Source organism: Streptomyces sp. RP5T (assembly GCF_003933965.1).
GTDB lineage: Bacteria > Actinomycetota > Actinomycetes > Streptomycetales > Streptomycetaceae > Streptomyces.
The window spans coordinates 1-1,686 of record NZ_RSAJ01001015.1 but is presented as its reverse complement, the minus strand read 5'-3'; the positions used below and the strand labels follow the sequence as shown (position 1 = coordinate 1,686).

Below are 1,686 nucleotides of genomic sequence, written 5' to 3'. Positions count from 1 at the left end.
GGTTTGGGGCGGGCGACTGTCCGATCGGTGAGGAGATCCGGAGCCAGAGGCTCCATGTGTGTGCGCGAGGGCACGACCAGGTCGAAGCTGGGGAGGCCCCGGCCTGATGTCGCCCACAGTCCCCTGTGGGCGGGGTGTATCTCTCATCTGCTGAGAACCTACGGCAGGGCGGCGGCGTACGACAGGCGGAATCCCAACCTCACCACCACCTCGCACACCTTCTTCACACCCTCTGCCTCTCGCCACCGCAGCCCCGGGATCCCGGGGCTGCGGGGCTCGGGTCAGATGCGGGTGAAGGCCTGCTCGATGATGTCGAGGCCCTCGTTCAGCAGGTCCTCGCCGATCACGAGCGGCGGCAGGAAGCGCAGGACGTTGCCGTAGGTGCCGCAGGTCAGGACCAGCAGCCCCTCCTGGTGGCAGGCCTTGGCGAGCGCGGCCGTCGCCTCCGGGTTCGGCTCCTTGGTCGTACGGTCCTTGACGAGCTCGATGGCGATCATGGCGCCCCGGCCGCGGACGTCGCCGATGACGTCGAACTTGTCGGCCATGGCGGACAGACGGCCCTTCATCGTGGCCTCGATCGCCTTCGCCCGGGCGTTGAGGTCGAGCTCCCTCATCGTCTCGATGGCGCCCAGCGCGCCCGCGCAGGCCACCGGGTTGCCGCCGTAGGTGCCGCCGAGGCCACCCGCGTGCGCCGCGTCCATGATCTCCGCGCGGCCGGTGACGGCGGCGAGCGGCAGACCGCCGGCGATGCCCTTGGCGGTGGTGATCAGGTCCGGGACGATGCCCTCGTCCTCGCACGCGAACCACTGGCCGGTGCGGCAGAAGCCGGACTGGATCTCGTCGGCGACGAAGACGATGCCGTTGTCCTGGGCGAACCGGCTGATCGCGGGCAGGAAGCCCTTCGCCGGCTCGATGAAGCCGCCCTCGCCGAGGACGGGCTCGATGATGATCGCGGCGACGTTCTCGGCGCCGACCTGCTTGGCGATCTGGTCGATGGCCTGGGCGGCGGCCTCGGGGCCGGCGTTCTCCGGGCCGGTGGGCCAGCGGTAGCCGTAGGCGACGGGGACGCGGTAGATCTCGGGGGCGAAGGGGCCGAAGCCGTGCTTGTACGGCATGTTCTTCGCGGTCAGGGCCATGGTGAGGTTGGTGCGGCCGTGGTAGCCGTGGTCGAACACGACCACGGCCTGCCGCTTGGTGTACGCCCGCGCGATCTTGACGGCGTTCTCCACGGCCTCGGCGCCGGAGTTGAACAGGGCGCTCTTCTTGGCGTGGTCGCCCGGGGTCAGCTCGGCGAGCGCCTCGGCGACCTCCACGTACCCCTCGTACGGGGTGACCATGAAACAGGTGTGGGTGAAGTCGGCGAGCTGGGCGGAGGCCCGGCGCACGACGGCCTCGGCGGAGGCGCCCACGGACGTCACGGCGATGCCCGAACCGAAGTCGATCAGCCGGTTCCCGTCGACGTCCTCGATGATCCCGCCGCCCGCACGCGCCGTGAAGACGGGCAGGACGGACCCCACGCCCTGCGCCACCGCGGCGAGCCGGCGGGCCTGCAGCTCCTGCGACTTGGGTCCGGGGATGGCGGTGACGACGCGGCGCTCCTGCGGAAGTGCGGTCATGAGGGGCTCCTGGGGTGTTGCGGGTGGCGATGTCGCGGACTCTGTCCAGTCTTTTCTCGCAGGCTAGGGC

1 protein-coding gene and 1 pseudogene are annotated in these 1,686 nt (G+C 70.6%); both read right to left on the bottom strand.

From position 1 onward, the window contains the following. Positions 1-147: pseudogene (locus EHS43_RS48610) on the bottom strand (phosphoesterase); the annotation flags it as partial. A 134-nt stretch (positions 148-281) separates the two neighbouring features. Next, complete coding sequence (gabT, locus tag EHS43_RS44015) at positions 282-1,616, bottom strand: 4-aminobutyrate--2-oxoglutarate transaminase (RefSeq protein WP_125195992.1); 1,335 nt, start codon at positions 1,614-1,616, stop codon at positions 282-284. Positions 1,617-1,686: the final 70 nt, after the last annotated feature.